This is a genomic window from Nocardiopsis sp. iso_238, from assembly GCF_056173325.1.
This window is the reverse complement of the sequence record NZ_CM149668.1, coordinates 2,963,916-2,990,118: the sequence shown is the minus strand read 5'-3', so window position 1 is coordinate 2,990,118 and position 26,203 is coordinate 2,963,916. Positions and strand designations below refer to the sequence as shown.

Sequence of the window (26,203 nt, the reverse complement as noted above, 5' to 3'; positions counted from 1 at the left end):
ATTCCTCCCGGATGGGCATGCGTGAGAACCCGAGAACGGACCCCGTCCCCCACTCCTACCCGCGAACTCCCCTTCTAGCGCAGCAGGACTCACCCACCTCACCCGCCACACCCCCGCCCACGTGCGTCAGCACCCCGGCTGGGCTAGCGTCGACCGGGTGAGCAACGTCGAACCCCACCCCACCGAACGACAGGTCTGCGAGGCCGACCGCACCGGCCCCGAACCCGACACCGAACTCCTCGAACCACGCGAGGTCCCCCTCGGAGGACCGCGCGCCATGCTCGTCCACCGCGCCCTCCCCGGCAGGAACCGCCGCATGGTCGGTGCCTGGTGCTTCGCCGACGTCTACGGACCCGCCGACGTCAGCACCGGCCCCGGCATGCAGGTGCCGCCCCACCCCCACATCGGCCTGCAGACGGTGAGCTGGCTGGTCCAGGGCACCGTCCACCACCTGGACGGCCTCGGCTCCGACCAGCTGGTCCGCCCCGGCCAGCTCAACCTCATGACCGCCGGCAACGGCATCGCCCACTCCGAACGCACCCCCGAGCAGGCACCCGACCTCCTCCAGGGAGCACAGCTGTGGGTGGCCCTGCCTGGGCACGACCGCCAGGGCCCCGCCCACTTCGAACACCACGCCGACCTGCCCGGGTTCTCCCTGCCCGGCGCCCGGGTCACCGTGATCATGGGCGAACTCGGGGGCCACCGCTCACCCGCGCGCACCCACACACCCCTGGTCGGCGCCGAGATCGTCGTCGAGGCGGGCGGGACCGTCACCCTGCCCGTCCAGGCCGGGTTCGAACACGGCCTGCTGCCCCTGGACGCCCCCGTGCACGCCCACGGTCACCGGGTCGTCCCCGGCTCCCTCCTCTACCTGGGCCCCGGCCGGGACGGCGTCGAGTTCCACGCCACCGAGCGCACCCACGTGCTCCTCATCGGCGGCGAACCCTTCTCCGAGGACCTGGTGATGTGGTGGAACTTCGTGGGCCGCGACCACGACGAGATCGTGCGCGCCCGAGCCGACTGGGAGGAGCAGCGCGAAGGGCACGAGCCGGGTGAGGGCTTCCGGTTCGACCCGGTACGCGCCGACGACGGCGCGGCGCTGCCCGCCCCCGACCTGCCCAACGCGCGGCTGCGTCCGCGCCCACGACACCGTGACGCCTGAACCGGCGTCCCCACCCTCCGGGTGAGGGACGCTGAACGTGAAAGGTAAGCGGGACTTGCCCGGAGTCCCCGGTGCGGGAGCTGGACGATCCCGCACCAAAGGCCGACCGGACGACGACATTCAGCGCGCGGACCTGCTCCAACAATGCTCAAAGGCACAAATCCTGCTACGGTGCGGATCGCGAACTACGGGATGATTTAGGAGACCTGAACATGGGGCAACAGCCTCGCGAGCAGTGGGGGACGCGCGCGGGATTCCTGATGGCCGCGATCGGATCGGCCATCGGACTCGGCAACATCTGGCGATTCCCCTACGTCGCCTACGAAAACGGGGGCGGAGCCTTCCTCATCCCGTACCTCATCGCTCTGCTGACCGCGGGTATCCCGCTGCTCATCCTCGAGTACAGCATCGGACACCGGTACCGTTCCTCGGCTCCGCTGTCCTACCGGCGCGTCTTCCGCCCGGCCGAGGCCATCGGATGGTGGCAGGTGGCCATCTGCTTCGTCATCGCCATCTACTACGCCGTCATCGTGGCCTGGGGTGTGCGCTACACCTGGTTCTCCGTCGGACAGCAGTGGGGGGACGACCCGGACGGGTTCTTCTTCAACGACTTCCTCCAGGTCAGCGACGGCCCCGGCATGGTCTCCGGGTTCGTGGGGGGCGTCGCCTGGCCCCTGGTGGCCGTGTGGATCGTCGTCCTGACCGTGCTCGCCCTGGGCGTGCGCAAGGGCATCGAGAAGGCCAACAAGATCTTCATCCCGCTGCTGGTGGTGCTCTTCCTGCTGCTGGTCGTGCAGGCGCTCACACTGGACGGGGCGGTGGAGGGCCTCAACGCCCTGTTCACCCCGAACTGGTCCGCCATGCTGGACGGCGGTGTGTGGATCGCCGCCTACGGACAGATCTTCTTCTCCCTGTCCATCGGCTTCGCCATCATGGTCACCTACGCCTCCTACCTGAAGCGCAAGGCCAACCTGACCGGTTCCGCCATGGTCGCGGGCTTCGCCAACAGCTCCTTCGAGCTCCTGGCCGGAATCGGCGTGTTCGCCGCCCTGGGCTTCATGGCCACGGCCGCGGGCACCAACGTCGACGAGGTCGCCACCGCCGGAATCGGCCTGGCCTTCGTCGCCTTCCCGCAGATCATCTCCACGCTGCCCCTGGGCGGGGCGTTCTTCGGCGTGCTCTTCTTCGCCAGCCTGGTCATCGCGGGTATCACCTCACTGATCAGCATCGTCCAGGTGATCGTCTCGGCGGTGCAGGACCGCACCGGCCTGGGGCGCGTCCAGACCGTGCTGCTGGTCGGCGGAGCCACCGCGCTGGCCTCGATCCTGCTCTTCCCGACCCCCGAGGGCCTGTACTTCCTCGACACCTTCGACCACTTCATCAACCAGTACGGCATCGCGCTCGCCGGTCTCGTGATGGTCCTGGTGTTCGGGTGGCTGCTGCGCAAGCTGCCCATGTTCGAGCGGCACGCCAACGCCGTGTCCTCGGTCAAGCTCGACTGGTGGTGGAAGATCGCCCTGGGCGGCATCACCCCGATCCTGCTCGGCTTCATGATGTGGGACAGCCTGCGCACCGAGCTCACCTCCAACTACGAGGGCTACCCGGAAGGCTTCCTCCTGGTCGCCGGTTGGGGCGTGGCCATCGGCGCCATCGTCTTCGGCATCGTCATCTCCTGCGTCCCGTGGAAGCGCGCCGACGTGATCGCCAGCCACGACGCGGAGCGCACCGCCGCGGAGGAGGACGGCCACCCCGTCCAACTGGAGGAGCCCAACGACATCACGCCCTCCGGCGCGACCACCCCGGCCTTCGACAAGGACAAGGAAGAGGACCGCTGATGACAACCAGCGCCATCATCATGATGGTCATCTCCATCACCGTGCTCTGGGGCGGCCTCGTCGCGGCCGTCATCCACCTGCGACGCCACCCCGACGATCCCGAGGCGGAGTAGCCACACCAGCCGCAGCCCGAGGGGCCGCGAACCGCACACGCGGATCGCGGCCCCTCGGCCGTGTACGGACGGTCCCCGGACCCGGAAGGGTCAGGCGGCGAACTCCCGGACGATCCGCGCACAGAACGCGGGCAGGTCGTCCGGGTTGCGGCTGGTGGTCACACCATGGTCCGTGACCACCTCCTCCTCCACCACGGTTCCCCCGGCGTTGCGGATGTCGGTGCGGATGCTGGGGAAGGAGGTGACGGTGCGACCCCGCACCACGTCGGCCTCCACCAGCACCCAGGGCCCGTGGCAGATCGCCGCGACCGGCTTGCCCCGGGCCACGAAGTCGCGCACGAGCCGCACCGCGTCGGCGTCCGACCGCAGGTTGTCCGGATTGATCGTGCCGCCAGGAACCACGAGCGCCTCGTAGTCGTCGACACCGACCTCGGACACCACCCGGTCCACCGTGAACCGGTCGGCGGGTTCGATGTCCCCGTTCATCGCCTGGATCTGCCCTTCACGCAACGAGACCAGATCCACCTGGGCGCCAGCCTCGACCAGCGCCTGGCGCGGTTGGACCAGCTCCACCTGCTCGACCCCGTCCGCGGCGAGAATCGCCACCCGGCGTCCGGTGAGTGGGTCAGCCATCGTGTCCCCCTGTGATCCTCGGGTGCGCGGACCCGAACGGGTCCGCTGACACGTGCGGGCCTACCCGCCCAGCCCCCTCCACTCACGTACCGCCGCCGGTTCGGTCCGCGCGGCGCCCCCACGCCCCGGTGTACGGCTCTCGGAGCGGCAGCGGACGCCCCGGCACGAACCACGCGCCGCGCCGGGGCGTCCTAGGGAGGACGCCCCCAGCCCCCCCACCCGGAAAGGGCCTCCCATGGCCGCGACCCGACACCTCTACCTGGCCCGCCACGCCCAGGCCGACCCGGACACCGGAGAGCTCACCGACACCGGACGTCTCCAGGCCGACCTGCTCGGGGCCCGGCTGAGCGGCTTCGCACCCCACACGCTCCGGCACGGCCCGCTGCCGCGTGCCGCGCTCACCGCCCACCTGGTGGCCTCCCACCTGGAGGGCGTGACCCCGGAGGAGCTCCCCGAGGCCGGGGACTACGCCCCCCACCTGCCCGAACGCCGCGAACTACCCGCCATCCACGCCGACGGCGTCCTCGACTTCCTTGACCGCGTCCCACCCGCCGAGCGCTCCCCCGACCTGGGCCGAAGGGCGCTGGAGCTTCTGACCGGCCCCGCGCAGGGCGAGACGGAACGCCGCGAGGTGGTCATCACCCACGCCTACCTCGTGGCCTGGCTGGTCACGGCGGCGCTGGACGCGCCGCCCTGGCGGTGGGTGAGCGTGGGAGCCGCCAACGCCGGACTGACCGTCATCCGCTACGCCCCACACAGCCCGGCCTCGGTGGTCACCCTCAACGACCTCACCCACCTGCCCGACGAGCTGCGATGGACCGGATTCCCGCCCCACCTGCGGCCCTGAGCTCAGCTCGGTGTCCCCTCCCAGGCCTGGGAGGGGACCTTCTCCAGCAGGTCGATCAGGGTGTCGGCGGAGGACACCGCGTCCTCGGGCTCCAGGGTGCCCGTGAACCAGGTCAGGAGGTGGTCGCCGGTGAACCGGAACGGAATCCGCTGCTCGGCGCGTTCCAACAGCCACGCCCGCACCTCCGGTGCCAGCACGGCCAGGGCGAAGGCGCTGTCCTCTGTGGCGATCCAGAAGATGTTGTCGAAGGCCGGGTCGCCCGCCTGGAACTCGTGCATGCCCAACAGCTTCAGCAGGGTTTGCCCGAGGTGTGCGTTCCTGATCTCCATCACGGGGGTGCGCGGCGTGCCCACGGTCACGACACCATAGCTGTGCGCGATGGTGATCGGCTGCTGGCCGTTGTGGCTGGTCGTGGTGTACGAGTACTCGAAGGCCAGGACCCGGTGCCCCCGGTGGTCGGCCGTCAGCACGTGCCGGGCCTTGGCGTTGGAGCGCCCCGACTGGAAGGGGGTCCCGGAGAACCGGTCGACCAGCTCCGGCCGCTCCCGGTCGTACCTCCAGCCCCGCTCCCCGGCCCAGCCCTCCAGGGCCTCCGACCGCCGCCGTTCGGCGGCCGAGGACATCACCACGATCGCGATGATGATGACGACGGCGATCGCCATGATCGCCAGGGTGCCACCAGACATGGGTGATTCTTCCTCTCAGTGCGGCTCTCCACCCACTGAGACGCCGTTCACTCCTCGCCCGGTTCCCCCCTTTTTCCCGAGTCCTGCCGGGGGCGCACCCGCACGTGCGCGCGTTCACCCTGCGGCCCGAACAGGCCCAGGTACTCGACCGGGCCCGGCCCGGGGTTGGCCAGCGCATGCGGGATACGGGTGTCGAACTCCGCGACCTCCCCGGCCTCCAACACCATGTCGTGGTCGCCCAGGACCAGCCGCAACCGCCCCTCCAGGACGTACAGCCAGTCGTGCCCCTCGTGGGTGCGCTGTTCGAGCTGGTCGGCCGGAACGGTGAGCGGGGCGTTCGGCGTCGGGTTGGTGATCCGGTAGGCCTGGAGTCCGCCCGGCCTGCGGTTGAGGGGGACGTAGGTGACCCCGTGGCGGACGAACGCCCCGCGCTGGACCCGGGGGTCGCGCACCGGGGGCTGCCCCACCAGCCGGTCCAGGGGCACCTCGTACACGCGGGACAGCGGCAGCAGGAGTTCCAGGGTGGGACGCCGTTGCCCCGACTCCAGCCGGGACAGGGTGCTCACCGAGATCCCCGTCTGCTCCGACAACCCTGCCAGCGTGGTGCCCCGTTCCCTGCGCAGGGACCGCAACCGCGGCCCCACCGCCTCCAGCACCGGGGTGAGTTCGTCGTCCATACCCCGAATCTGCCACAGCTCCCCCTCTCCCTCGGACACCGCACGCCCTCAGGGTTCCCCCGGTGTCCGCCCGACCCTCCCAGTCCACCGGACCCGCCCCACGCCCACCAGCGCCGGTCGTCGGGGGACACCCCCGACCAAAGACAGTGGCGCCCCACCCACCCCCGACCTTCGTCGTGATCACCGGCCGAAGCGCGCCCTCCCCACGGCTCCCGCCCTAGGCTGAACCCATGCGACTCGGCCTGCCCACCCCCGACCGGCACACCCTGCCGGACCTGGCCGCCGTCGGGATCAGCGCCGCCATGGGGACCGCCCTGGCCCGCACGGTCCCACCCGACTCCCCCGTCCCGTCCGCAGCGGTCCTGACCGCCTGCCTCCTCCTCTCGGCCACCCTGCTGTGGCGGCGCACGCACCCCCTCGCCGCGCTGTGGGCCGCCACCGCCGCCGGACTCGCCGCCGTCACGGCCAGCCTGTGCACCGGCCCGCTCTTCGGCCCCGACACCGGCCTCGCCCTGGCCTGGTTCCCACCCACCGCGCCCTTCGCCGCCTACGCGGCGGCCCTGCACACCCCGCCCGACCGCCGGTTCTGGCTTCCCTTCGCCGCCCTGGTCCTGGTCAGCCTGCTCGCAGCCGACCCCACCACCATCAGCGGCACCGGCGTACGCACCGTGCTCTTCGTGGACCTGGCCGCCGCCCTGGCCCTCTACCTGTCCACCCACCGCCGGCTGGTCGAGGCGCTGCGGGAACGGGCCCGGCGCGCCGAGAACGAACGGCACCTGCTCGCCCGCCAGGCCCGCGCGGACGAACGCGCCCGCCTGGCCACCGAGATGCACGACGTCGTCACCCACCGGGTCAGCCTCATCGTGCTCCAGGCCGGAGCCCTGCGCGTGACCGCGCCCGACGACGCCGTGCGCACCGCCGCGGAGGAACTGCGCGCCACGGGTCACCGCGCCCTGGCCGAACTCCGCGACCTCACCGGTGTGCTCTCCACCGGACACGACCTCCCCTCCCATGACCTCGCCCCCGACCCCCACCAGCTCGTGGAGGACGCGCGCGGCGCCGGGACCACCGTGGACCTGGACACCCGAGGCGATCCCGGGCAGGCCTCACCCCTGGTCGCCGCGACCCTGCACCGTGTCGTCCAGGAGGCCCTCACCAACGTGCGCAAACACGCTCCCGGTTCCCGGGTACGGGTCCATCTCGACCACGGCCCCACCACGGTGCTGGTCCGCGTCACCAACACCGCGCCCACCGGCGCCCCCGACCCGGCCCTGGTCTCCTCCGGCTCGGCCCGGGGCCTGTCCGGGCTACGCCGCAGGGTGGAACTCCTCGGCGGGCTCCTCGACGCCGCACCCACGCCCCGGGGCGGGTTCCAGGTGCGCGCCGAACTCCCCTCCCACGTCCCCCTCACCCGCAGACCCCCCGCGCACGCGCCCCCTACGACCGACGAAGGCCAGCACCCTTGAACAGCCAGCCCACCCGACCCGTCCGCGTGCTGATCGTGGACGACGACCCGATCGTCTGCGCCCACCTGGCCACCATCCTGGGCGTGGACCCCCACATCTCCGTCGTCGCCCGGGCCCACGACGGCCGCGCCGCCCTCGACGCCGTCCGCCAGCACGAACCCGACCTCGTCCTCATGGACCTGCGCATGCCCGTCCTGGACGGCATCGGCGCCACCCAGGAGATCACCGCCCTGCCCTCGCCCCCGGTCGTGGTCGCCCTGACCACCTTCGACGCGGACGAGTACGTGCTGAAGGCCCTGAACGCGGGCGCCGCCGGATTCCTGCTCAAGTCCACCCCGCCCGAGGACCTCGCCTCCCTCGTCCGGGTGGCCGCCCTGGGGCACACCGTCATGTCCCCCGAGGCCACCCGCCGTCTGCTCGGCACCGCCCACACGGCCCGGACCGACCACCTGGACCGCGCCACCCTGGTGGCCTCCCTGACCGAACGCGAGACCGAGGTCCTGACCGGTCTGGGCGAAGGCCTGACCAACGGTCAGATCGCCAGACGCCTGTTCCTGTCCGAGGCCACCGTGAAGGGCCACGTGTCCCGCCTGCTGGAGAAGCTGGGCTGCGACAACCGCACCCAGGCCGGGCTGCTCGCCTACGAGGCGGACCTGCGTTAGAGGATCCGCCTGCTCCCCGCCGACGGCCCGGATCCTCGGGCACACGCGTGACCGCCTCCCCCACCGGACCCGGGACGGCGCCCTATCCTGATCACCCACAGCCCGGGAGGAACCCACCTTGGACGCGCCCACCGACCGCCTCCGCCCCATCGACCTCGCGCGGGCCGCCGGAATCTCCACCCAGCAGGTGCGCAACCACGCAGACGAGGGCGTCCTCCCCCCGACCGGCCGTACCGCCTCCGGCTACCGGATCCTCACCGACCTGCACCGCCGGGCCCTGCTCACCTTCCGAGCCCTGAGCGCCGGGTTCGGCGGCGCCACCGCGCGCGACGTCATGGCCGCCGTGCACGAACACGACCTGCCCGCGGCGCTGGCGCTGATCGACGCCGCCCACCACACCCTGCACGAACAGCGCACCGCACTGCACGCCACCGGCCGGGCCCTGGCGGCGGTCGCCGATCGCGCCCCCGAGGCACCCGCCGCCCCCGACGGCGATCTGCGCATCGGAGAGCTCGCCGCCCACCTGGGCGTACGCACCTCCACCCTGCGTGTGTGGGAGGACGCCGGGCTGCTCGCCCCCCGGCGCGAACACCCCACCGGGTACCGCCTGTACTCCCCCGCCGACGTGCGCGAGGCCCGCATGGTGCACCTGCTGCGCCAGGTCCGCTACCCGCTCCCGGACATCCCGCCGGTCATCCACGAACTGCGCCGCAGCGGACACAGCCGGGCCCTGCACACCGCCCTGGACCAGCGCGCGGACGAACTCACCCAGCGTTCACGGGCCATGCTCACCGCCGCCGCCCTCCTGGACGACTACGCCCGCACCGTGTGAACCAGCGTCGCCGCCCGCACACGGGTGCGGGCCGCCCGGGACACCCCGACGACCCGCACCCCCCGTTCTCACCCGGAGTCCGCTCCAGGGCTCAGGCCTCCTCCTCCAGAGCGAAGACCTTGCCCGGGTTGAAGATCCCCCGGGGGTCCAAGGCGCCCTTGACCGCCCGGTGCATCGCCAGCACGTGCGGCCCCAGTTCGTCGGCGGCGCCGCGCATCTTCAGCAGGCCCACCCCGTGCTCGCCGGTGACCGTTCCGCCCACGGCGAGGGCCTCGTCCACGATCACCTCGAACGCCTGCTTGGCCCGCCGCTTGGCCTCCTCGTCACCGGCCGGGACGATGAACAGGGGGTGCAGGTTCCCGTCACCGGCGTGCGCGATGTTGCCGATCCTGGTGTCGAACCGCTCCCCGGCCGCCTCGATCGCCTCCAGCATGTGCGGAACCCGGGCCTTGGGCACGCACACGTCCTCGGTCAGCAACGGACCCAACCGCTCCAGCGCCGGGTAGGCCAGCCGCCGAGCCTGGAAGAGCGCCTCGGCCTCCTCCTCATCGGTGGAGCGCACCGCGTAGACCGCCTTCTCCCGCTCGAAACACTCCAGGATTCGGTCGGCCTCCTCCTGCCCCGAGGCACCGGGCAGGTCGCTGCGGGCCAGCAGCAGCACCTCGCCCTCGGCGGACAGGCCCATGTTCTTCCACTCGTCCACCGCCTGGAGGCAGAACCGGTCGATGAGCTCCAGCGCCGAGGGCACGATCCCCGCGGCGGACACCGCCGCCACCGCCCGCCCGGCGTCGGTCAGCGAGTCGAAGTAGCCGACCACCGTGTGCTCCACGCCCCGGCGCAGCGGCACCAGACGCAGCGTCACCTCGGTGACCAGGCCCAGCGTGCCCTCCGAACCCACCATGAGTCCGGCCAGGTCGTACCCGGTCACCCCCTTGGCGGTGGTCCGGCCCAGCCGCACCACCTCACCGGCTCCCACCACGGCCTCCATGCCCAGCACGTAGTCCCGGGTGACCCCGTACTTCACGCAGCACAGCCCGCCGGCGTTGGTGGCCACGTTCCCGCCGATCGTCGACCACGGCGCCGAGGCCGGGTCCGGCGGGTACCACAGACCGTCCTGGGCGACCCGCGCCCGCAGGTCGTCGTTGACCACGCCCGGCTGGACCGTGGCCGTCTGCTGGACGGTGTCCACCTCCAGCACCCGGTTCATCCGCTCGAAGGAGACCACCACCCACCCCCGGCCGGAGTTGGCCGCCCCCGACAACCCGGTTCCGGCGCCGCGCCCGACCACCGCGACCCCGCCGCGCGCGCAGATCCGCACCACCTCCGCGACGTCGGAGGTGTCCCGGGGCCGGACCACCGCCGCCGGAGCACCGTAGGGCGCCCACTCGGCCTCGTCATGCGAGTAGCCCTCCATCACGGCGGGATCGGTGACCACCTGTTCGGTCCCGATCGCGGCCACCAGCTCCTCGACGACCCCCGGCATGGGACCCCTCCTTCACCCTGTGTGGCGGCGCTCACTGCGCCGACGCTGCCCAGCACTCTAACCGGACGCCCCATCCCAGGATTCACTCGCGTACCAGGATGAACAGGCACGTTCCCCCACACCATGCCTCGGCAAAGCAGCACGAAATCCCATCAAACCTCCCCAAAGGCGGACCAGTGCGGTGTTAGCTTGGACCTCCGACGCCTCGGACACACGCCAACGGCCGCGGAGGTGGGCACATGAGCACGATCCTGGTCACCGGCGCCACCGGAACCCTCGGCACACCCCTGGTGGAACGACTGCGCGAGACCGACCACCGGATCCTCACGCTCAGCCGCCACCCCGACCCCCAGGACACCAACGCCCACGCCGTCGACCTGCGCACCGGAGACGGACTCGACTCCGCCCTGACCGGCGTCGACACCGTCGTGCACTGCGCCAGCACCCCCAGCGGCGGCGACATCCCGGCCGCCACCCACCTCCTGCGCGCCGCCAGGGCCAACGGCGTCACCCACCTGGTCTACGTCTCCATCGTCGGCTGCGACCAGGTCCCCCTGGGCTACTACCGGACCAAGCACACCATCGAGGAGGCCCTGCTCGCCTCCGGCCTGGGCGTGACCGTCCTGCGCGCCACCCAGTTCCACCAGCTCGTCGCCGCGGTCTGCGCCCACGCCGCCCGCATGCCCGTGATGCCCTACCCCGACGTCGACGTCCAGCCCGTCGACCCCGCCGAGGTCGCCCTCCGTCTGGCCCGCCTGGCCCAGGAGGAACCCGCCGGACGCGTCCCCGACCTGGGCGGACCCCGGGTGGAGTCCTTCCACGACCTGGCCCGCGCCTACCTGGACGCCACCGGCACCGAGCGCCGCCTGCTTCCGCTGCGCCTGCCCGGAGCGATCTTCGCCGCCTACCGCGCCGGAGCCCACCTGACCCCGGAGCACGCCGTGGGACGCACCACCTTCGCCGAGTACCTGGCCCGCGCCTGAGCAGACGCGCACTGGGACCCGCCCACGGCCACCACGGGTAGGCGCGACCGGCACCCCGTGGCGCGCCTACCCGTCGGAAGGCTCCCCACCGCCCGCGCCCTCCGACGGGGTGACCTCCCGGACGAACACCAGACCGTCACCGCCCGCCAGGTGCGCGGGATCCAACGCGGCGTACCCGAACCACGGCGACACCCGGGGCTCGGCTCCGCCCTCACCCAGCACCCGCGCCAACCCGGCGGCGTCCACCACACACCGCTCCGAACCCAGCGCGTACAACGCCCCCTCCACACTCCCCGCAGGCGGCTCCCCGACTCCGTGGTGGCGCAGCGCGCCCAACGCGGTGGGCAGGAACGCGTAGTCACGGCCCAGTCGAGCCGCCACCAGCGCGCCCGCGCTCCACCACTCCATCAGCCCCTGCCACATCCGCATCGAACTCCGCTCCCGTTGCAGGTGGGAGTTGTGCGCGTGCACCAGCACCGGTCCGCGCTCGGCCAGGGCCAGGAGGTTGTGCGCCATCATCTGGTCCCGCACCCCCAACAGCCGGTTGACGCGCGCGGCTGAGGTGTCGGCCAGCCAGTGGTGGTAGCGCAACAACCCCACGGCGGTGCGCCCGTACAGCCCGGCCTGCTCCAGTTCCGCGCGCGAGGTCGCCTCCAGCAGGTACGGAGCCTGCGCGTCCAGCAACGCGACGAGGTCGTCGGCGATCAACCGCAGCGCACCGGCCTCGGCCGACCGCCCCACCGACCGCGCCGGGTCCATCATCGTCTCCGGGTCGGCCCACGGCCCGTCCGCGCCGAGCAGCCGGTCGAGGGTTCCGGCGGCACAGGGCAGCATCTCCTCCTCGACCTGCTCAGCGAGGTAGTCGTACAGGGCGCTCAGGGCCTGCCGGGGGCTCTCCGCCCCGGAGATCTCCAACGGACCGTCGAACCCGGCGAAGCGCAGACGGTCACCGGCGGGACGCCCCTCGTTGTACGCGCGCATCCACCGCACCAGCGCACGGTTGGCGGTGTAGGCGCCGAACCCGTGGCTGAACCCGCGCTCCATGACCTCGTCGAGTGTCCCGTGGCCCGAGGTGACGTACTCGTCCACGACCAGCCCCTTGAGGCAGTCGCTCTCCACGGCGATGGTCCGGTACCCCTCCTGTTCCACGAGTTCTCGGAACAGGTCGTTGCGCGCCCAGAGCAGTGTGCCGTCGTCATGGGTGGGCTCGCCCAGGGCGAGCACGCGCGGCCGTTCGGAGAGCAGCCCCATGACCGAGGCCGCTCCGAACTCGTGGACGGTGTCCTTCATGTGCGTAGCCATACCTTCGACGCTATCGCTGAACCACCGGTGGAGACTTTGCTGAGCTAGCATCGAGAATATGGCGGAGAAGCTTCAAACCGGGGTGCGTCTGAGACCGATCGACCTGGCACGTCGGCACGGCCTCTCCACCCAGGCGGTCAGGAACTACGAGGCGCAGGGCATCCTCCCGCCCGCCGAACGCTCCCCCCACGGATACCGGACCTACACCCCACCGCACGCCTCGGCCCTGCGCGCGTTCCTGGCCCTGCTCCCCGGCCACGGCCACCAGCGGGCGGCGGAGATCATGCGGGCGGTCAACCACGGCAGGGTGGAGGAGGCCCTGCACCAGATCGACCTGAGCCACGCCCAGCTCCTCGACGACCGCCGGACCCTCACCGCCGTCCGGAACGCGCTCCGCGACCTGGACGCCCACCGCGCCGCGGCCCCCCGACCGACCACCACGGTGCTCTCCGGGCTCACCCCCACGGCCCCCGAGCCCCGGGCCACCTTCATCGGGCCGCTCGCGGAGCGCCTCGGTATCCGACCGGCCACCCTGCGCAAGTGGGAGCGGGCCGGACTGGTCCGCCCGGGCCGCGACCCCCGGACCGGCTACCGGGTCTACGACACCGCCGCCGTACGCGACGCCCAGCTGGTCCACCAACTCCGGCGCGGCGGCCACCCGCTGGGACAGATCGCCCCGCTCATCGACCAGGTGCGCTCGGCCGGAGGCCTCCAACCCCTGGAGGAGACCCTGGGCGGATGGCACCGGCGGCTCGACGCACGAGGACGCGCGCTCCTGGCCGGGGCCGCCCAGCTGGAGGACCACCTGTCCACCCACACGTGAACCCCGTCCGCGCCACCGGCCCCTCCCCAACCGGGCCGCACGATGTCGCTCCGCCACCCCCAACGTCACGGACCGGCGTCCGGACACTCTCACTCCGACCCACATCCCGCCCTCCGGAACACCGACGCGCACCGGGTGCACCGCCAACCCCGAAGAGAAAGGGGGGTGCGCGCCCCCGCGCGCACCTCCGACACCGGAACGGGTTCAGCGGCCCAGCTTCCGGTAGCGCCGCGACGCCAACGGAACGAACACCGCCATCAACACCAGCGGCCACACCACCGCCATCAGCAACGCGTTCTGCGCCACCCACGACTCACTCACCACCGCGGTGTTCCCGAACAGCTCACGGCAGGCCAGCACCGTCGCCGACAGCGGGTTCCACTCCGCCACCGGAGCCAACCACGCCGGAATCACCTCCGTGGGCACGAACGTCTCCGCCACCATCGCCAACGGGAACACCAGCGAGAAGAACTTCATCGCCGCCTCGGGACCGCGCACCAGCAACCCCAGGTAGATCCCGATCCACGTGAACGCCAACCTCAGCAGCAACAACAACCCCAGAGCCGCCAACGCCGGTCCCAGACCGTTGTGCCACTGCCACCCGACCAGCAGCCCCATCCCCACGAGGACCGCCAGGTCCACCAGAGCCGAGACCACGTCGGCCATGCTCCGTCCCACCAACAACGCCGAGGGCGCCATCGGCAGCGTCCGGAACCGGTCCACCACGCCCCGGCCCACATCCGTGACCACCGCGATCGTCGTGTTCCCGATCCCGAACGCCATCGTCAGCGCGAACAGCCCCGGCATCAGGAAGTCGCGGTAGTCCTCACCGCCCACCCCCATGGCCGCGCCCATCGCCTCCCCGAAGACGAAACCGAACAGCAGCACCGCCAGCACCGGGATCATCAGCGTCCCGACCACCTCGTCGGGCTTGTACACCAGATGAGCCAGGTAGCGGCGCGCCACGACGGCGGCATCGGCCACCGCCCATCCCGCACGCCCCGCCCAGGCACGCGGCCCACGGGGTCCACGCTCCACCGGCACCGGATCCGCGACCCGCTCCGTACCCGTCACGGTCATCACCGCCCCTCCGCCGCTCCGCGCCCTTCCACATCTCGGACACCCGCACCGTGCTGCCCGGTCAGCCCCAGGAACACGTCGTCCAACGTCGGCCGCCGCAACGCGATGTCCTCCACGTCCAACCCGGCCTCGTCCAGAGCCCGCACCACCTTGGTCAACGCCGCACCGCCCCCGCACACCGGGGCGCTCACCCGCAACGCGTCCCGATCCACCTCCGGCGGCGCCCCGGCCATCCGGCCCAGCACCTCCACCGCCACCGGCAGCTCCTCGGCGTCGGCCACCACGACCTCCACCCGGCCGCCGCCCACCCGCGCCTTCAGCTCCTCCGGGCCGCCCTCAGCGATCACCCGTCCCCGGTCCAGCACCGACACCCGGTCAGCCAACCGGTCGGCCTCCTCCAGGTACTGGGTGGTCAGCAGCACCGTCGTACCCCCCGCCACCAGCTCCCGCACCGCCCGCCACACCTCGGCCCGGCTGCGCGGGTCCAGGCCGGTCGTGGGCTCGTCCAGGAACAGCACACGGGGATCCAGCACCAACCCCGCCGCCAGATCCAACCGGCGGCGCATCCCACCCGAGTACGTACGCACCGAACGGTCGGCCGCCCCGGTCAGGTCGAACCGCTCCAGCAGTTCCGCGGCCCGCTCGCGCGACCGCCGCCGCCCCAGGTGGTAGAGCCGACCGAACATCTCCAGGTTGCGGCGCCCGCTGAGGATCTCGTCCACCGCCGCGTACTGCCCCACGAACCCGATCCGCGAACGCACCAGCCGGGCCTGCGAGGCGACGTCGGCCCCGGCCACCCGGGCCCGGCCCCCGTCGAACCCCAGGAGGGTCGCCAGCACCCGCACCGACGTCGTCTTTCCCGCGCCGTTGGGCCCCAACAACCCGTGCACGGTGCCCGGCTCCACCGCCAGGTCCACCCCGTCCAGCGCCACCCCGCCTCCCGGGTAGAGCTTGCGCAGCCCCTCGGCCAGGATCACCGGTCCACCGTTCACGAGACCACCGCCTCGGCCACCCGCTCCTCACGCGGCCGAGGCGGCCGAGGCACCGCCACGGGCGTCACCTCCTCGTACCGGCCCACCGCGATCCGGGCGATGTTGCGCACCGACTCGCTGCCCGACCGGTAGTACGAGCAGTGCCCCGGGATGTCCCCGGTCTCGAACACGCGCGCCCCGTACCCGCGCCGCATCGGTGAGGGCCCGTGCCCCATCTCGCCCACGTGCCCCCGGGGGAAGAACCTGATCCAGTCGTTGGGGCCCCGCGCCGCCCACAGGTTCCCCGAGAAGCCCAGCTCCTCGCGCGAACGCGTCCCCATACCCGGGCTGCCCAGCGCCACGCAGTCACCGACCCGCCCCTGTCCCAGGGCCAGACCGCACACCACCGTGCCGTAACTGTGCCCCACCAGCGTCACGCGCGCAGAGCCGGGCAGGAACCGGGTCAACCGCACCAGGTCCGCCGCACCCTCGATCGCCGGGCGACGCGAGACCGCCTCCCCGAACCCGCGCGGGGTGCGGTACCCCACCCACACCACCACCGCCACACGCTCCCCCGGCGCCACCTCACGCATCGTGCGCAACAGGGTCTCCCCGTTGGCGCGCGGCCGCGTCGCACGCTTCTGGTTGAAGTAGTTGCCCAGGTAGTTGTCGTTGCCCGGCACCAGGACCGCGACGTGGTCCGCGGTGGCCGCGTCCCCCAACTCCTCCACGATCCGCCCGTCCTCGGTCCCGTCGCAGGCCAACAGACGAACCCCGTACCCCCGGGCCCGCTCGTACCGCAACGGCTCCGGGGCCGGGATGGTGGATGGGCCCGCCGCGATCATGGCTCTCCCCGAGGTTCCTCGTACACCAGGCTTTCTGACACACCCAACGCTAGAACCGTAGGTACGACGGGGACGATGACGCTGACACCCTCTTGCGGGTCCACTCCCACCCACCTCCCGCAGTGGTGCCAGCACTACCGAACCCCCGACCCACCCCCCTGACCGGCGATAATCCGCTTGCCCCACCAGCGGCGCCCTGCCACGATGCACGCATGCCGATCGTGACCCTGGCCCAGCGCCCCGACCTCGTCGAGGTCCTGGAACGCCCCGAGCTCAACCCCGGCCCGGAGGTGATGTTCCACGACACCGTCGCCCACAGGTACTGGGGCCGCCTGGCCCGGGAGTTCGCCGAGTACCAGCTCGCCCTCGTTCGCGGCGACGAGGTCATCGCCCGGGCCAACAGCGTCCCCCTGGCCTGGCACGGCACCCCCGACGAACTTCCCGACGAGGGGTTCGCCTGGGCCCTCGAACAGGCCTTCGCGGACAGGGACGCCGGACGCGCGCCCACCATCGCCTCCGCCCTGTACATCGCGGTCTCCATCCACCACCAGGGCGCCGGGGTCAGCGCCCTCATGGCCCAGGCCCTGCGCGACAACGCCGCCGAACACGGACTGACCGCCCTGGCCGCACCCCTGCGCCCCACCCTCAAACACCGGTACCCGCTGATCCCCATGGCGGAGTACGCCAGCTGGACCCGCGAGGCCGACGGGCTGGCCACGGACCCCTGGCTCCGCACCCACCAACGCCTGGGCGCGCACCTGCTCCACCCCTGCGAGAAGTCGATGCGCGTGGAGGGCACCGTCGCCCAGTGGCGCCAGTGGGCCGGGATGGACTTCCCCGGCAGCGGTCGCCACATCGTGGACGAGGCCCTGGCCCCCGTCACCATCGACCTGGCCGCCGACCGCGGCACCTACCTCGAACCCAACATGTGGGCCTGGCACCCGCTGACCTGACCCGGAGCCCCCACCGTGACACCGCCGCCCCCCGTCCGGGGGCTCCGCCCCGACGGCACCATCGCCCGCGAAGGCTCCCCGGACCGCGTTCCCGCCGCCTTCACCCCCGTGGTCGCGACCCTGCGCACCCGACTCCACGAGGTCTTCGGTGCCCGCATGCACAGCGCCTACCTGTACGGCAGCATCCCCCGGGGCACCGCCGTCCCCGGCGTCTCGGACCTGGACGCCCTGGTGGCCCTGCACGCCGCCCCCGACCCCACCGACCACGACCGGGCCCGCGCGCTCCAGGAGGAGATCGACGCCGACTTCCCCCAGGTCAACGGCGGCGGGATCCTCCTGGACGGGGTTCCCCGCCTGACCAGCGCGCTCGAACGGCACGACGCCGGGTTCTTCGTGGCCTGCCTGTGCACCCCTCTGACCGGCCCCGACCTGGGCGAACGGCTCCCCCGGTACCGACCCACCAGCCTCCTGGCCCGCGAGACCAACGGCGACCTGCACCTGACCCGGCCCCGCTGGCGCACCCGACTGGCCGAGGCCACCACCGACGACGACCTCCGCGCCCTGAGCCGGGGCGTGGCCCGCCGACTCGCCCGCACCGGACTCACCCTGGTCATGCCGTCCTGGGGCGGATGGACCAGCGACCTCACCCTGGCGGCGGACGTCTTCGGCCACTACCACCCCGACCGCCACCGGCAGATGCGCGCCGCCGCCCACACCGCCCGTAACCCCAGCGCCGACCCCGACCACCTGCGCGAGCTCATCGAGGACCTCGCCCCCTGGTTGGCCCGGGAGTACGCCGCCACCCACGGCCTCAAGGCGCCCCGGCCCCGGACTCCCTGAGACCACGGGTCCCCTCCGGCGGTGGTGAGGCGGCGCCCCGGTGCGCACGCCCCACCGGACCCGGACGAGCCCGCTCCCACCCGGGCCGCCGACGCCACCGGGCACACGCTCGGCGTCCTCGCCCAGGAGGCCCCGGATCACCGTGCGCCCGTCCGGTCGGTCGTCGTCAACGAGCTGTACGACCCTCCGGACTCACCCGCCCACCACACGCAGCGGCACGTGGTCGAGGCGGTCCAACGCCGCCGCCGACACCTCGTCGGCGGGCAGGTACACCACCAGGTACTGCCCTTCGGTGTCCCACCGCTCGTACGACAGACGCACCTCACCCGCCACCGGATGCGCCAGCCGCTCCACCCCCGTGCTCGACGGCACCGACGCCGGGGCCGCCAGCCGATCGGTGAAGGGAGCCCCACCCACGATCTCCAACTCCTCCACCAGGTGTGCCAGGTGCGGATCGTCGGGGGCGGCCTCCGCCCGCAGCTCCGCCAACCGCGCGTCGGCCACACTCTCCCAGTCCGGGTACGCCAGCCGGGCCCGGTCGTCAGCGAAGACGAACCACACCCGGTTCGCGGGCTGGTCACCCTCCACGTCCAACAACCCCAGCGGCCCCATCAGGCGCTCGTACCCCGCCGTGTACGCGAGCACCTCCCCCAACCGGTTGAACAACGCCGCCGGGGCGGGCTCCAACCGCTCCAACATCGCCCGCGTGCTCGCCCGCACCCCCCGCTCCGGCGGCATCCCGCCCGGGCACAGCGCACCCGCGCCGGAGGCCGCCTTCGACAGGTTGCGCAGGCGCACACGGGCTCCCACCGACAACCCCATCGCGTCCGCCAACGCCACCAGCACCTGCGGCGAGGGGTTGCGGTCGCGCCCCTGCTCCAGACGGGTCAGGTAGTCCACGCTCACCCCCGCAACGGTGGCCAGCTCCTCCCGGCGCAACCCCGGGGTGCGGCGGCGCCGACCCACCGGCAGACCCACCCGTCCAGGAGGGGTCGCCTCCCGGCACTCACGAAGGAACGCACCCATCTCACCGTCATCCATACGCCGAGTCTAGGAGCGCGCCCCCTCTCCGATCCTGGCCCTGCCGGGGCCAGGATCACCACGGTCTCCCTCCCGCCCCGCGCACGGCGCACACTCTTCCCATGCGCCACCAACTCCTGGGCCCCTCGGGGCTACGCGTCTCCCAGCTTCTCCTGGGCACCATGACCTTCACCGACCCCGAAGAGAGCCGCCGCACGGTCGACCTCTACCAGGACGCGGGCGGCAACCTCATCGACACCGCCTCCGCCTACGGCGACAGCGAACAGCTCCTGGGAGGACTCCTCCAGGGGCGCCGCGACCGCTTCGTGCTCTCCACCAAGTTCACCCTGCCCCGGGACCCGAGCGACGCCAACTCCGGCGGCAGTCACCGCCGCAACCTCACCCGCTCACTCGAACGGAGCCTGCGCCACCTGCGCACCGACCACGTCGACCTGCTGTGGGTGCACACCTGGGACGAGTACACCCCCCTTGAGGAGACCATGCGCGCCCTGGACGACGCCGTGCGCGCGGGCAAGGTCCTGTACACGGGCGCCTCCAACATGCCCGCCTGGGTCGTGGCCGAGGCCAACACCCTGGCCCGCCACCACGGGTGGACCCCGTTCGTGGCCCTCCAGGTGCCCTACAACCCGCTCCACCGCGACATCGAACGCGACCTGCTGCCCCTGGCCCGTGCCCACGGACTCAGCGTGGCCACCTACAACGGCCTGGCCGCCGGGGTGCTCTCGGGCCGCTACACCGACACCCCCCGTGCCGCCCCGGGTTCGGTCCGGGTCGACCCGGACACCGTCACCGAACGCCAGCACCGGGCCGCGCGCCTCCTGCGCCGCACCGCCCAGGAACTGGGCGCCACCCCCGCCCAGGTGGCCACAGCCTGGGCCCTGCACCGTTCACCGCGCATCCACCCCATCCTGGGCGCCAGCCGCACCGAACAGCTCCGGGACAGTCTCGGCGCCCTCGACCTGGGTCTGCCGCCGGAGACCATGGCGGAGCTGGACGCGCTGGCCGACCACACGCCGGGATACCCGCACGACCTCAACGCCGACACCCAGGAGTGGCTCAACGGCGACCGCCACGTCGCCGCCCCGGTGCGGGAGCGGCCCTTCGGACGACGGTGACCCGGACTCCCGCCACGGTCGGCCGGTCCCGAACCGGCCGACCGTGGCGGCTACCGCGGCCCGAGGGCCACCACGGTGACGCCACCGGCACCCCCGCGCCACGCCACCCCGGAACACCGTGGAGTCCCAGACGGCCCTCAGTCCCCCTCGGCGTCCAGCGGCACCAGGTCCTTCACCACCCGGGTGGGCTTGCCCGACAGGGAGGTCGCCACCAGCCGGTCCACGCCCGGCAGCGCGGACAGGCGCAGGAACATCCGGCGCGCACGCAGCCGCCCGGCGGTGGTCGGCAGGAACCAGGACGTCCCCGAACGGGCGGTGCGCTGGCGCTCCTCCACGACCGGACGCCAACGCCGTTCGTAGCGATCCAGCCCCTCACCGACACTGTCCGCCCGGGCCAACTCCTCCCCCAACACGTAGGACCCGCCCACCCCCATCGAGGCGCCCTGGCCCGCGAGCAACGACACCGCCTGACACGCGTCACCCACCAGCACCGTGCGCCCCCGGCTCCACCGGTCCATCTCCACCTGGGCGACGTGGTCGTAGTACACCTTCCCGGGCTCCGGGCACAGCTCCAACGCGCGCGGAACCACCCAGCCCAGCCCCGAGCACGCCGCGCGCAACGCCTCCCTGGGGTCCCGGGGCAGGCGGGTGTCCCGGCTGCGGTGCACGGTGAAGGCCGCCACCCGGTCCCCCTCCAACGCGTACAGCCCCATCTGCGCCCCCAGGCTGTCGGTGAGCCGGAAGCTCCCACGGGTCGCCGCGTGCACACGGGAGTCCTCGAAGGTGAACGCACCGGTGTGGAAGCCCAGGTGCCGCAGGTACCCCTCCTCCTCACCGAAGACCAGCCGCCGCACGGTGGAGTGGATGCCGTCCGCGCCCACCAACAGGTCCGCCTCCAGCACCTCACCGCCGGTCAGACGCACCCGCACCACCTCCCCGTCATCGGTGACCGCCTCGGGGGAGGTGGAGTGGCGCACCTCCACCCGGGAGGGCAGCGACTCCCGCAGGGCCCGTTCCAGGTCGGGGCGCATGATCGAGACCAGCTCCCCGCCCAGGGCCTCGGCGAAGCGCGCGAAGCTGACCGCGGCGCGCTGACGACCGCGCTCGTCCACGAGGGAGGCCTCGGTGAAGTGGTGGCCCAGTTCGCGCAGACGGGGCCCCAACCCCATCCGCTCGGCGGCGTCGTAGCCCGGGCCGAAGAAGTCGATCATGTACCCCTGCGGTCGCGGGCCCGGCGCCCGCTCCACCACGACCACGCGCCACCCGTGCCGGTCCAGGCGCTGGGCCAGGGCCAACCCGGCGATCCCGGCGCCCACGATGACCGCGCGCCCGCGCACGCCGTTCACGCGCCCTCCCCGGTGCTCACGGGGGCGGGGACCAACAGACGGCGCAGGACCGGGCCCACCGCCTCGGCGTCCAGGCGCGGATCCAGCGTCCGGTGCAGCATGACGCCGTCCAAGGCCGAGGCCAGTACCCGGGCGGTGGCCTCGGGGTCGGGGACCCCGCCCGCCCGCAGCCAGTCGGTGAGCGGGGCGCGGAAGCGTTCCAGGAGTGCGGTGATGCCCCGGCGCAGCTCCTCGTCACGCCCGGCGGCGAGGTAGGCCTCGACGAACAGGGCGGAGACGGGGTCGTCGCCGGGGTAGACGTCCAGCGCCGCCAACATCATCTCCAGCCCCTCATCGGGACCGGTCCCCTGTAGCCGCTCGGCGGTCCGCTCGGCCACGGCACCCATCGTGGCCAGGGCGGCCTCGTTGAGCAGGGCGTTCAACGAGGGGTAGTGGTAGTGCACCAGCCCCGGACCGACCCCGGCGCGCTCGGCCAGCGTCCGTGTGCTCACCGCGCCCCAGCCGACCTCCGCGATCAGTGCGCTGGCCGCGCCGAGCAGGCGCTCGCGCACCTGTCGGCCCCGTTTCGTACTCATCCCGACCCCTTCTTCCTCAGTGCGGGCATCCGTTTTGGACGATTGCCTTGGGCAAGTGCCCAATTCCGAGGATGCCACGAATCCCCGCCCGTGTACAGCGCACGTCACTGGCCGCCCTCGCCCACCACCGGACGGCAGGGACACGTGTCACGGGGGCCGTCGGACCGGCCAGCGAGGGCCGGGAGGGAACACCACACGGTTCCCTCCCGACGCCCCGCGGTGCGCCGGTCAGACCAGCACGAAGGAGAACCCTCGTGCGGTCCGCCGGTTCAGTGGCACGTCGGCCTCGACCCGACGCGCCACCTCGCTTCGGCTGAGGCCCAACCCGTGTGCCAGGAGCCGTTCGGGACGGACCGGCACCGGATCCTCGAAGACGACCTCGAACCGCGGGGGCCAGGGACACTCGGGTGGCTTCGGGGCGCACAGCTCCCAGCAGCCCTCCCACACCAGCGTGAACCGGTTGAGGCGGGCGAACGACGGATCCAACAGGACCGCGGCCACCAGGGCCGACGCGTTGACCGTGTACCCAGCCAGGAGTTCCGGCGCCAGCGAACGCACCGGAACACGGTCGTGGACGGTCAGTTTGCCCGTACGGTCACAGGCCACGCAGTTGACCAGCAGCCACACGTCGAGGAGCTTGCCGTTGGCGTTGACACGGAACCTGCCCGCACCCGTGGTGGCACGCGTACTCGGACAGGCCACGCACGGCAGGGCGATCAGGGGCAGGCGGGAGCGCCGCACGACCCAGGGCAGCACGTTGTGAAGATGTGAGGACATGATCTCTCTGAAGATCTGACGGAAGGCACAGGAAACAGAGCCGACGTCACCGTCGGCCAGCGATGCGCGAATGAGTCAGATCAAAGAGCGGGGGGCGTCATGTACGCACGGTCCTCACGTAGGGGAGGCACCAACCTAGCCACCCCTCCATCTCCCGGACAACCGGTTTCCGCGGAGTAGCGGCCCCGCACCCGGGTAGGGAGCGCCCATGCGCCCCGCCTCCCCCCTGGAACTCCACCGGCTGGAGGTCCCCGCCCCGCGGCACCTGCCCTTCGCCATCGGGACCTTCGACTCCATCGGCCCGCTGTCCCGAGCGGCCTTCCCCCACCGCCACACCTTCCACGAGATCGTCCACGTCACCGCCGGCACCGGCGAACACGTCATCGACCTGCGCCGATGGCCCATCACCCCACCCAACCTCGGCATCCTCACCGCCGGGCAGGTCCACCACTGGGGCCGCGCCCACGGCGTGGAGGGCCACGTCCTGCTCCTGGAGGACGCCTTCCTCCTGGACCGCCCCCAGGACCGCGAACTCCTCCGCCGCCTGGCCGCCGAACGCCCCTGGCACACCCCCACCGCCGAGACCGCCGCGCAGACCAGCGCCCTCCTCGACGAGATGCTGGACGAGTTCCGCGCCCGCCGCCCCGGCATGGCCTCCATCCTGCGCGCCTACCTGCACATCCTCCTCACCCGCACCGCCCGCGCCTACGACCGCGACCCCCGGCCCACGCTCCCCGGCACCGACGCCCTCGGGGAACGCTTCCTGCGCCTGCTCGACCGCCCCGACACCACCGCCGGGATGACCGTGGCCCAGGCCGCCACCCACCTCGGAGTGACCCCCGGCCACCTGGCCGACGCGGTCAAACACGCCACCGGACGCACCCCCGGGGAACTCCTGCGCGGCGCGCGCACCCTGGAAGCCCAACGGCTCCTGATCGGCACCGACCTCACCGTGGCCGCCATCGCCCGCACCGTCGGCTTCCACGACCCCGCCTACTTCTGCCGGTTCTTCCGCCGCGAGACCGGCACCACCCCCGGACGGTTCCGCCACGGCTCCCCCACCACCTCCTGAGAAACACACCACGCCCCCCGAGATCCGTCCATCGCCCACCCACGGAACGGACCGTAATCTCGTGCTCACCCGCAGGGAGGTGCGGCCACACCCCCGCCTCCCTTCCCCCACGAGGAGCACCCCCCCATGGTCCAGAGCGACAACCACCCCGACCAGGACGGCCCCACCCGCAAGAGCCTGCTCAGAGCCGCCCTGGTCGCGGCCCCCGCCGCCGCGCTGCTGTCCACCGCCACACCCACACTGGCGCGCGAAGCCGCCGAACACGGCCGCACCCTGGCCCCCACCCCCCAGTGCGACGACGGCGACGACCCCACACCCCCGCAGATGGAGGGCCCCTACTTCAAACCGAACTCCCCGCAGCGCACCGACCTGGTCGTGCCCGGTCACCCCGGACTCGCCCTGGCCGTGTCCGGTTACGTGTTCACCCGCGACTGCCGACCCGTCCCCGGCGCCCTGCTCGACTTCTGGCAGGCCGACGACGCCGGAGGCTACGACAACGTCGGCTACGACTACCGGGGCCACCAGTTCACCGACGCCCAGGGCGCCTTCACCCTCACCACCATCGTCCCGGGCCTCTACCCGGGCCGCACCCGCCACCTGCACGTCAAGGTCCAGGCCCCCCCACCAGCCGGTGCTCACCACCCAGCTCTACTTCCCGGGCGAACCGCGCAACGGCACCGACATGCTCTTCGACCCCCGCCTGCTGATGAACGTCACCAACGACGGCACCGGACAGCTCGCCGAGTTCGACTTCGTCCTCAATCTCACCGCCTGAGACCCCGACCGCGGGGGCCGGGCACCACGGTCGACGGTGCCCGGCCCTCACCCCAGAAGATCGGCGCGCCCCCTCAGGTACCGCTCCTCCACCCGATTGGCCCCCAGGTCAGCGGCCTCCCGGAACAGATCCGCGGCCGCCCGCACCCGACCGGTCCGCTCCAGTAGATGGGCACGCACGATCCGCTCACGCCTGGCGACCAACGGATCCCCCCGCATCCCGTGACGGCCCTCCAGGTCGTCCAACAGTGCCAACCCCCGCTCCGCCCCATAGGCACGGGAGACCGCCACCACCCGGCTCAACCGCACCGGCGCCGTCGGCATCAACCGCTCCAACCACAGGTACAGCACGGCGATCTGGACCCAGTCCGTCTCCCCCTCCGCGCCGGCCGCGGCGTGCACGGCCGCGATGGCCGCCTGCACCTGGTACGGGCCCGCCTCCCGCTGGTTCCACACCCCGTCGATCAGCGCGGTGCCCTCCGCGATCGCCTCCGCGTCCCACGAGGACCGGTCCCGTTCCTCCCACGACACCAGGGCCCCGTCGGCCCCCACCCGCGACGCACCACGCGCCCCCGTCAACAACATCAGCGCCAACAACCCCGTCACCTCGGCGTCCCCGGGCAACGACGCGTGCAACATCCGCGCCAACCGAACCGCCTCCGAGGTCAGGTCCACCCGCGAAAGCTCCTCACCGGCCGAGGCCGTGTACCCCTCGTTGAAGACCAGGTACAGCACACGCATGACCACGGCCGTGCGCGCCGCCCGGTCCTCCGCGTCCACCGGCGGGGCGAACCGCGCCCCCGCCCGCACCAACCGCTGCTTCGCCCTGCTGATCCGCGTCCCCATCGTCGCCTCACCCACCCCATGGGCGCGCGCGATCTCCGCCGTCGTCAGACCACCCACCGCACGCAGCGTCAACGCCACCTGGGACGCCGTGTTCATCGCGGGGTGAGCGCACAGCAACAACAGCGCCAGACTGTCGTCACCGCCCGGGACCGCCGCACGACGCCCCGGATCGAGCAGGTCGGCGTCGGCCGCCGAGGCCCGTTCCTCCCGCCGCGCCCGCGCCTGCTCCGACCGCAGCAGGTCGACCATCCTGCGGTAGCCGACCCGGATCAGCCAGGAGCGCGGATCCTCGGGCACCCCCTGGTCCGCCCACTTCCGGTCGGCGGCCAGCAGGGCCTCCTGCACCGCGTCCTCGGCCAGGTCGAAACGGCCGAACCGCCGCACCAGTGCGCCGAGCACCTGCGGGGCCTCCTCGCGCAGCACCCGCTCGACGTCGGGGTTCATCGTGGGGTCCACCTCCCATG

General features: G+C 72.5%; 27 protein-coding genes and 1 pseudogene. 15 read left to right on the top strand and 13 right to left on the bottom strand.

Annotated features, from left to right (window positions below; genetic code table 11):
* Nucleotides 1-157 precede the first annotated feature (157 nt).
* From AC0VYL_RS13390 to AC0VYL_RS13380, 3 genes are all read left to right on the top strand, one after another.
* Nucleotides 158-1,162, top strand: a complete 1,005-nt coding sequence (locus AC0VYL_RS13390; RefSeq protein WP_475483352.1) for a pirin family protein — start codon at nucleotides 158-160, stop codon at nucleotides 1,160-1,162.
* A 212-nt stretch (nucleotides 1,163-1,374) separates the two neighbouring features.
* Entirely contained in the window at nucleotides 1,375-2,997 is a 1,623-nt protein-coding gene (locus tag AC0VYL_RS13385) for a sodium-dependent transporter (RefSeq protein WP_475452842.1), read from the top strand.
* Nucleotides 2,997-3,110 carry a methionine/alanine import family NSS transporter small subunit gene (locus AC0VYL_RS13380; RefSeq protein ID WP_475483351.1) on the top strand — a complete coding sequence of 38 codons (114 nt, stop codon included), beginning with the start codon at nucleotides 2,997-2,999 and terminating at the stop codon, nucleotides 3,108-3,110. Before AC0VYL_RS13385 ends, AC0VYL_RS13380 begins: the two co-directional genes overlap by 1 nt.
* A 90-nt stretch (nucleotides 3,111-3,200) precedes the next feature.
* Here the strand turns inward: AC0VYL_RS13380 and AC0VYL_RS13375 are convergent, their stop codons facing one another.
* The gene (locus tag AC0VYL_RS13375) at nucleotides 3,201-3,743 is read right to left on the bottom strand and encodes a type 1 glutamine amidotransferase domain-containing protein (RefSeq protein WP_475483350.1); all 543 of its coding nucleotides are present in this window, start codon (nucleotides 3,741-3,743) and stop codon (nucleotides 3,201-3,203) included.
* A gap of 235 nt (nucleotides 3,744-3,978) precedes the next feature.
* Between AC0VYL_RS13375 and AC0VYL_RS13370 the strand changes: the two genes are divergently transcribed.
* Nucleotides 3,979-4,590, top strand: coding sequence for a histidine phosphatase family protein (locus AC0VYL_RS13370; RefSeq protein ID WP_475483349.1), 612 nt, complete (start codon nucleotides 3,979-3,981; stop codon nucleotides 4,588-4,590).
* Nucleotides 4,591-4,592: 2 nt separating this feature from the next.
* Here the strand turns inward: AC0VYL_RS13370 and AC0VYL_RS13365 are convergent, their stop codons facing one another.
* Together AC0VYL_RS13365 and AC0VYL_RS13360 are read right to left on the bottom strand one after the other, a co-directional pair.
* A complete protein-coding gene (locus AC0VYL_RS13365; RefSeq protein WP_475452835.1) occupies nucleotides 4,593-5,276 on the bottom strand; it encodes a hypothetical protein in 684 nt (227 codons plus the stop codon).
* A gap of 47 nt (nucleotides 5,277-5,323) precedes the next feature.
* Nucleotides 5,324-5,953, bottom strand: coding sequence for a helix-turn-helix domain-containing protein (locus AC0VYL_RS13360; protein WP_475463057.1), 630 nt, complete (start codon nucleotides 5,951-5,953; stop codon nucleotides 5,324-5,326).
* A gap of 230 nt (nucleotides 5,954-6,183) precedes the next feature.
* Here AC0VYL_RS13360 and AC0VYL_RS13355 point away from each other — a divergent pair, with 230 nt between their 5' ends.
* From AC0VYL_RS13355 to AC0VYL_RS13345, 3 genes are all read left to right on the top strand, one after another.
* Complete coding sequence (locus tag AC0VYL_RS13355) at nucleotides 6,184-7,419, top strand: sensor histidine kinase (protein WP_475483348.1); 1,236 nt, start codon at nucleotides 6,184-6,186, stop codon at nucleotides 7,417-7,419.
* Nucleotides 7,416-8,081: a response regulator gene (locus AC0VYL_RS13350; RefSeq protein ID WP_475483347.1), complete on the top strand. Its 666-nt coding sequence runs from the start codon at nucleotides 7,416-7,418 to the stop codon at nucleotides 8,079-8,081. The genes AC0VYL_RS13355 and AC0VYL_RS13350 overlap by 4 nt, the downstream gene beginning before the upstream one ends.
* A 118-nt stretch (nucleotides 8,082-8,199) precedes the next feature.
* Nucleotides 8,200-8,913 carry a MerR family transcriptional regulator gene (locus AC0VYL_RS13345; RefSeq protein ID WP_475483346.1) on the top strand — a complete coding sequence of 238 codons (714 nt, stop codon included), beginning with the start codon at nucleotides 8,200-8,202 and terminating at the stop codon, nucleotides 8,911-8,913.
* Nucleotides 8,914-9,004: 91 nt separating this feature from the next.
* Here the strand turns inward: AC0VYL_RS13345 and AC0VYL_RS13340 are convergent, their stop codons facing one another.
* The gene (locus tag AC0VYL_RS13340) at nucleotides 9,005-10,396 is read right to left on the bottom strand and encodes an FAD-binding oxidoreductase (protein WP_475483345.1); all 1,392 of its coding nucleotides are present in this window, start codon (nucleotides 10,394-10,396) and stop codon (nucleotides 9,005-9,007) included.
* A 239-nt stretch (nucleotides 10,397-10,635) separates the two neighbouring features.
* Here AC0VYL_RS13340 and AC0VYL_RS13335 point away from each other — a divergent pair, with 239 nt between their 5' ends.
* On the top strand, nucleotides 10,636-11,379 hold the full coding sequence (locus AC0VYL_RS13335; RefSeq protein WP_475483344.1) for an SDR family oxidoreductase: 744 nt from the start codon (nucleotides 10,636-10,638) through the stop codon (nucleotides 11,377-11,379).
* A gap of 66 nt (nucleotides 11,380-11,445) precedes the next feature.
* On the opposite strand, the gene AC0VYL_RS13330 is transcribed toward AC0VYL_RS13335, so the two are convergent.
* Nucleotides 11,446-12,681 carry an erythromycin esterase family protein gene (locus AC0VYL_RS13330; RefSeq protein ID WP_475483343.1) on the bottom strand — a complete coding sequence of 412 codons (1,236 nt, stop codon included), beginning with the start codon at nucleotides 12,679-12,681 and terminating at the stop codon, nucleotides 11,446-11,448.
* A gap of 58 nt (nucleotides 12,682-12,739) precedes the next feature.
* On the opposite strand from AC0VYL_RS13330, the gene AC0VYL_RS13325 reads away from it, so the two are divergent.
* Nucleotides 12,740-13,504 carry a TioE family transcriptional regulator gene (locus AC0VYL_RS13325; RefSeq protein WP_475483342.1) on the top strand — a complete coding sequence of 255 codons (765 nt, stop codon included), beginning with the start codon at nucleotides 12,740-12,742 and terminating at the stop codon, nucleotides 13,502-13,504.
* Nucleotides 13,505-13,708: 204 nt separating this feature from the next.
* Here the strand turns inward: AC0VYL_RS13325 and AC0VYL_RS13320 are convergent, their stop codons facing one another.
* The 3 genes from AC0VYL_RS13320 to AC0VYL_RS13310 are packed head-to-tail and all read right to left on the bottom strand — an operon-like array spanning nucleotide 13,709 to nucleotide 16,400.
* Entirely contained in the window at nucleotides 13,709-14,584 is an 876-nt protein-coding gene (locus AC0VYL_RS13320) for an ABC transporter permease (RefSeq protein ID WP_475452820.1), read from the bottom strand.
* Complete coding sequence (locus AC0VYL_RS13315; protein WP_475483341.1) at nucleotides 14,584-15,576, bottom strand: ATP-binding cassette domain-containing protein; 993 nt, start codon at nucleotides 15,574-15,576, stop codon at nucleotides 14,584-14,586. Before AC0VYL_RS13315 ends, AC0VYL_RS13320 begins: the two co-directional genes overlap by 1 nt.
* Complete coding sequence (locus tag AC0VYL_RS13310) at nucleotides 15,573-16,400, bottom strand: alpha/beta hydrolase (protein WP_475483340.1); 828 nt, start codon at nucleotides 16,398-16,400, stop codon at nucleotides 15,573-15,575. Before AC0VYL_RS13310 ends, AC0VYL_RS13315 begins: the two co-directional genes overlap by 4 nt.
* Before the next feature lie 212 nt (nucleotides 16,401-16,612).
* On the opposite strand from AC0VYL_RS13310, the gene AC0VYL_RS13305 reads away from it, so the two are divergent.
* Both AC0VYL_RS13305 and AC0VYL_RS13300 read left to right on the top strand, forming a co-directional pair.
* A complete protein-coding gene (locus AC0VYL_RS13305; protein ID WP_475452814.1) occupies nucleotides 16,613-17,353 on the top strand; it encodes a hypothetical protein in 741 nt (246 codons plus the stop codon).
* Between the two features lie 15 nt (nucleotides 17,354-17,368).
* Nucleotides 17,369-18,193 carry a nucleotidyltransferase family protein gene (locus tag AC0VYL_RS13300; protein WP_475483339.1) on the top strand — a complete coding sequence of 275 codons (825 nt, stop codon included), beginning with the start codon at nucleotides 17,369-17,371 and terminating at the stop codon, nucleotides 18,191-18,193.
* 192 nt (nucleotides 18,194-18,385) lie between these two features.
* Here AC0VYL_RS13300 and AC0VYL_RS13295 read toward each other — a convergent pair whose 3' ends face one another.
* Nucleotides 18,386-19,234 (bottom strand): helix-turn-helix domain-containing protein, encoded by an 849-nt coding sequence (locus tag AC0VYL_RS13295; protein WP_475452810.1) that lies wholly within the window; start codon nucleotides 19,232-19,234, stop codon nucleotides 18,386-18,388.
* A 101-nt stretch (nucleotides 19,235-19,335) separates the two neighbouring features.
* Between AC0VYL_RS13295 and AC0VYL_RS13290 the strand changes: the two genes are divergently transcribed.
* Nucleotides 19,336-20,349, top strand: coding sequence for an aldo/keto reductase (locus tag AC0VYL_RS13290; RefSeq protein ID WP_475452808.1), 1,014 nt, complete (start codon nucleotides 19,336-19,338; stop codon nucleotides 20,347-20,349).
* A 137-nt stretch (nucleotides 20,350-20,486) separates the two neighbouring features.
* Here AC0VYL_RS13290 and AC0VYL_RS13285 read toward each other — a convergent pair whose 3' ends face one another.
* The 3 genes from AC0VYL_RS13285 to AC0VYL_RS13275 form a co-directional block, all read right to left on the bottom strand.
* Complete coding sequence (locus tag AC0VYL_RS13285) at nucleotides 20,487-21,695, bottom strand: FAD-dependent oxidoreductase (protein ID WP_475483338.1); 1,209 nt, start codon at nucleotides 21,693-21,695, stop codon at nucleotides 20,487-20,489.
* Nucleotides 21,692-22,270, bottom strand: coding sequence for a TetR/AcrR family transcriptional regulator (locus AC0VYL_RS13280; protein WP_475483337.1), 579 nt, complete (start codon nucleotides 22,268-22,270; stop codon nucleotides 21,692-21,694). The genes AC0VYL_RS13285 and AC0VYL_RS13280 overlap by 4 nt, the downstream gene beginning before the upstream one ends.
* A 228-nt stretch (nucleotides 22,271-22,498) precedes the next feature.
* Entirely contained in the window at nucleotides 22,499-23,047 is a 549-nt protein-coding gene (locus AC0VYL_RS13275; RefSeq protein WP_475483336.1) for a DUF1062 domain-containing protein, read from the bottom strand.
* Between the two features lie 208 nt (nucleotides 23,048-23,255).
* On the opposite strand from AC0VYL_RS13275, the gene AC0VYL_RS13270 reads away from it, so the two are divergent.
* From AC0VYL_RS13270 to AC0VYL_RS13260, 3 genes and pseudogenes are all read left to right on the top strand, one after another.
* Complete coding sequence (locus tag AC0VYL_RS13270) at nucleotides 23,256-24,119, top strand: helix-turn-helix transcriptional regulator (protein WP_475483335.1); 864 nt, start codon at nucleotides 23,256-23,258, stop codon at nucleotides 24,117-24,119.
* Between the two features lie 126 nt (nucleotides 24,120-24,245).
* Nucleotides 24,246-24,650: pseudogene (locus tag AC0VYL_RS13265) on the top strand (dioxygenase family protein); the annotation flags it as partial.
* Nucleotides 24,651-24,750: 100 nt separating this feature from the next.
* Nucleotides 24,751-24,894 (top strand): hypothetical protein, encoded by a 144-nt coding sequence (locus AC0VYL_RS13260; RefSeq protein WP_475483596.1) that lies wholly within the window; start codon nucleotides 24,751-24,753, stop codon nucleotides 24,892-24,894.
* 47 nt (nucleotides 24,895-24,941) lie between these two features.
* On the opposite strand, the gene AC0VYL_RS13255 is transcribed toward AC0VYL_RS13260, so the two are convergent.
* The gene (locus tag AC0VYL_RS13255) at nucleotides 24,942-26,183 is read right to left on the bottom strand and encodes an RNA polymerase sigma factor (RefSeq protein WP_475483334.1); all 1,242 of its coding nucleotides are present in this window, start codon (nucleotides 26,181-26,183) and stop codon (nucleotides 24,942-24,944) included.
* Nucleotides 26,184-26,203: the final 20 nt, after the last annotated feature.